Consider the following 4,045-nt stretch of genomic DNA (forward strand, 5'->3'; position numbering starts at 1 on the left):
CTTCGCTCGCGCGGGCGGTACCCCGCGACGCCGCTCCTTGACGGGCAAACGTTGCCTGCCGCGGCACTAGACGGAAGACGGTCAGGCGTCTCGGGAGCGGAGCAGCCAGCCGCCCGCGGTGAGGGCGGCAACCGCCCAGAGGGCCAGTACGCCGAGCCCCTTCCAGGGGCCGATGGGCAGTTTGCCGACGTCGACGGTGGCCTGGACGGCGAGGCCGGCCGTCATCGGTGAGATCTGCTGGAGGTGACGCTGCCAGTCCGGGTCGGCGACGACCTGGGCGAGGATCGGGAAGACGAACAGCAGGGCCAGGACGATGCCGATCGCGGTGGCCGAGTTCCGCACGACCAGGGCGAGTCCGAGGCTCAGCAGGCCGATCAGGATCAGGTAGAGGACGGATCCGGCCGAGGCACGCAGTGTGGGCCCGTCGGCCAACGACAGGGCCGTGTAGCCGCGTGCCTCGGTGAAGCCCCGGTCGGACTCGACCAGCCGTCCGATCAGCAACGAGCCGAGCACGGAGACCGTTCCGGCCACCAGCATCACGGCCGTGAGGACAGTGGCCTTGGAGAACAGGACAGTCAGCCGCTGCGGGATCGCGGTGAGGGTGGTGTGCATCATGCCGGTGCTGTACTCGTTGCCGACCATCAGGACGGCAACGATGGCGACGGCCACCTGGCCGACCATGACCCCGGTCAGGCTCAGCCGCGCTGGGTCGCCGCCGCAACCCGTAGTGTCGTACCGGGACGTCATGGCCACCGCGGCACCGACCGCCACGGTCAGCGCGATCACGCCCAGCACCAGCCAGGAGTTACTCACATCGGTGCGGAGCTTCGTCCACTCCGCGTACCAGGCGCGCCTCATACGTCCCTCCGGCGCAGCAGCACGACAGCGACGGCGAACGCGGCGGCCGCGTAGGCGCACAGGACCGCGAAGCCGACCCAGGGCGCGAGCGGGAAGTAGCCGGACGACGGCGAGTAGACGGTGACCACCTGGTCGTACCGTGCGACGCTCTGCTGGATGGCGAACCCGGCGGCCGGGGTGATGCGCAGCAGCCATTCCGACGCTCCGTCGGGCAGCACCGAGGCGGTGGCGAGCAGGTAGGGCAGGACCATGCCGACGACGACCACGGTGACGGCGACGGCGCTGCGCCGCAGGATCGTGCCGACCCCGAGGGCGAAGACGGAGGCAACGGCGAGCAGCAGGCCGGAGCCGACAATGACCCTCAGTTCGGTCCCGGACGGCACGGTGAGCACCGGGAAGCCGTTCGACTTCGAGCGCTGTCCGCCGAAGGGAACCATGACGGCGGCGGCGATCAGACCGGCGAGAAAGGCGACCGCTCCCGTCACGAGGGCCTTGGCCACCAGGACCCGGCCGCGGCGGGGGCTGGCGGACAGGGTGACGCCGATCAGTCCGCGGCGGTATTCGACGGTGATGAATCCGGCGGCGACCACCACGACCATGATGAGCCCGGCGAACGCGCCGACGAGGAAGTTCTCGATGGTCCGCACGCCGCTGGTGGCGGGACCGCCCACGACCGGGGCGATGTCTCCGGCTCCGGTGACGGTGAAGCCGGTGCCGGACCGGGTGGCCTGCCCCTTGGTGTCCTGGGTGTAGCTGCCCGAGGCGCCGGCGCCGGCGCCTACCTGCTGTTGCTGCCAGGTGCCCTCCGTCCACTTGCCGCCCAGGGTGACCTGGTCGAAGGTGCCGGTGGCCACGGCGGGGGCGAAGCCGGAGCCGGTTCCGGTGGACTGCTCGGCCGAGGGCGAGGTCACGAACAGCCCGATCTGCGCGGTGTCGGAGAGCCCCGCGAGGCGGGCGGTGCCGACCTCGGTCCACTTGCTGCCGTCCGCCGACTGGTAGCCGGTGAGGACATCGCCCTCGCGCTGCAGCCTGAGCCAGCGCGGCGACTGCGCGGAGACCGTACCCGCCGCTCCGGCGACGTCGTAGGTGTAGTCGTGTTGCATCCGCACGCCGTGGCTGCTGGTGACCATGATCGCCGCGTATGACGAGCCCTGTTCCAGGCCGTCCTTCACGATGATCCCGGCCTTCGCCCAGGGCGCGAGGCCGGAGTTGCTGTGGCCGGGGTCGGTGGCGATCCGACCGGTCAGCGAGGTCACGGCGACGGTGATGGTGCCGTCGCCCTGGAGCGGCTGGTGCACGAAGTAGAAGTTGTCGTTGACCGCTTCGCCGCCGGGGCCGACGGGAAGGGACGAACTGCCGTCGGCGGCGCCCGCGTTGCCAGCCGCGGTGGCGAGCAGCCCGACCAGGCAAATGACGAGAAGGGCACCGATGCTGCTCATCCACCAGCCGCGCACGGTCCGGAACTTGGTCCATTCCGCGTGCAGCAGCGCGCCGAAGCCGCCGCGGCCGACCCGCGCGGCGGTGCGCGGCGGAGTGAGGGTGGTGGTCATCGGCCGGCCTCCTCGGGCATGACCCCGCGGTACTGCACGGCGTCGCGGGTCAGCTCCATGTAGGCCTCTTCGAGGGAGGCGCGGTGCGAGGAGACCTCGGAGAAGGGCACGCCGTGGCCGGCGAGCAGCGAGACGACGTTCTCGGCCGCCAGACCGGTGACACTGATGGTGTCGGGGCCGGTGGAGCTGACGGTGGCGCCGGAGCGGGCGAGCACGGTCATGGCGTCGTTGCGTGCGGAGGTGTGCAGGGTGACCTGGCCGTGGGAGACGGACTCCAGCAGTTCGCGCACGCTCATGTCGGCGACGACCCGGCCCCGGCCGACGACGATCACATGGTCGGCGGTGTCCTGCAGTTCGCTCATGAGGTGGCTTGAGACCAGCACGGCCCGGCCCTGTGCAGCGAGGGACGCGAGGAAGCCGCGCATCCACATGAAGCCCTCGGGGTCCAGGCCGTTGAACGGCTCGTCCAGCATGACCATGGGCGGGTCACCGAGCAGGGCGGCCGCGATGCCGAGCCGCTGCCGCATGCCGAGGGAGAAGCCGCCCGCCTTGCGGTTCGCCACGTCCTGAAGGCCGGCCTGGCGCAGCACCTCCTCGACGCGTTCGGCGCGCAGTCCCTGGGAGTGCGCCAGCCACAGCAGATGGTGCCGGGCGGTGCGGCTGGGCTGTACGGCGGCGGCGTCGAGCAGCGCCCCGATGTGCGTGAGAGGGGTGCGCAGCTCGTGGTAGGGGCGTCCGCCGACCAGAGTGCTGCCCTGGTCGGGCCGGTCCAGGCCGAGGATCACGCGCATCGTGGTGGACTTCCCCGCGCCGTTCGGGCCCACGAACCCCGTCACCCGCCCCGGCTCGACCGTGAACGTCATGCCGTCCAGCGCCTGCGTCGTCCCAAAGCGTTTGCGAAGCCTCGCGACTTCGATCCTGGCGCCGTCCTTTGTCGTCACCGCTTACGCCCCTCGATTCGTTCGGTCATGGCGGCCACAACGCTGCGCGCGGGGCGGTAACGCGGGCGGAACGGACGCTGTCATGCCGCTGTTAGGCCGGTTCGCCTAGCCTGATCGGACAGCGAGAAAGAAGGAGGACCGATGGCAGCGAAGCTGGGCCTTCCCGGAAGGTCGGCGCACCGCCCCAGCGTCCGCTGGCGTTTCACCACCTTGTACGTCGGCTTGTTCCTGGCCTCGGGCGTGGCCATGCTCGCGGTGGTCGCTCTGGTGGCCGGCGGCACCATCCGGGCAGCCCCCGCCCCGGGCAACCACCTCGGAGCCCCTGACACGCTCCCGCCCGCCGCACAGGCGAGAATCGCCAGCTTGGAGCACCAGCTCGCGCAGGCCCACAGCCAGCAGGCGCACCAGCTGCTGCTCGGCTCTGCCGTGGGCCTGGCGGTGATGGGGCTGCTGTCGGTCTCGCTGGGCTGGTATGCCGCAGGACGCGTCTTGCGTCCGCTCCGCGTCATGACCGCGGCCACCCGCCGTATCTCCGCCGACAGCCTTCACGAACGGCTCACCGTCCCCGGGCCGCACGACGAACTGAAGGATCTCGGCGACACCATCGACAGACTGCTGGAGCGCCTTGAGCAGGCGTTCGCCGCGCAGCGGCGTTTCGTCGCTGACGCCTCCCACGAGCTGCGCACCCCGCTGGCC

Annotated in this window: 4 protein-coding genes; 1 reads left to right on the forward strand and 3 read right to left on the reverse strand. The window is 71.1% G+C overall.

Annotated features, from left to right (window positions below):
- Window positions 1–81: 81 nt before the first annotated feature.
- Genes ABTZ94_RS36455 through ABTZ94_RS36465 form a run of 3 tightly spaced genes read right to left on the reverse strand, consistent with a single transcriptional unit; the run spans window position 82 to window position 3,271 of the window.
- Window positions 82–858, reverse strand: a complete 777-nt coding sequence (locus tag ABTZ94_RS36455; protein WP_351207568.1) for an ABC transporter permease subunit — start codon at window positions 856–858, stop codon at window positions 82–84.
- Window positions 855–2,408 (reverse strand): ABC transporter permease subunit, encoded by a 1,554-nt coding sequence (locus tag ABTZ94_RS36460; RefSeq protein WP_351207570.1) that lies wholly within the window; start codon window positions 2,406–2,408, stop codon window positions 855–857. The genes ABTZ94_RS36455 and ABTZ94_RS36460 overlap by 4 nt, the downstream gene beginning before the upstream one ends.
- Entirely contained in the window at window positions 2,405–3,271 is an 867-nt protein-coding gene (locus ABTZ94_RS36465) for an ATP-binding cassette domain-containing protein (RefSeq protein WP_351207574.1), read from the reverse strand. Before ABTZ94_RS36465 ends, ABTZ94_RS36460 begins: the two co-directional genes overlap by 4 nt.
- Before the next feature lie 219 nt (window positions 3,272–3,490).
- Here ABTZ94_RS36465 and ABTZ94_RS36470 point away from each other — a divergent pair.
- On the forward strand, window positions 3,491–4,045 hold a 555-nt coding region (locus ABTZ94_RS36470; protein WP_351207572.1), incomplete at its 3' end, for a HAMP domain-containing protein.

This window comes from Streptomyces sp. NPDC002785 (assembly GCF_040295565.1).
Classification (GTDB): Bacteria; Actinomycetota; Actinomycetes; order Streptomycetales; family Streptomycetaceae; genus Streptomyces.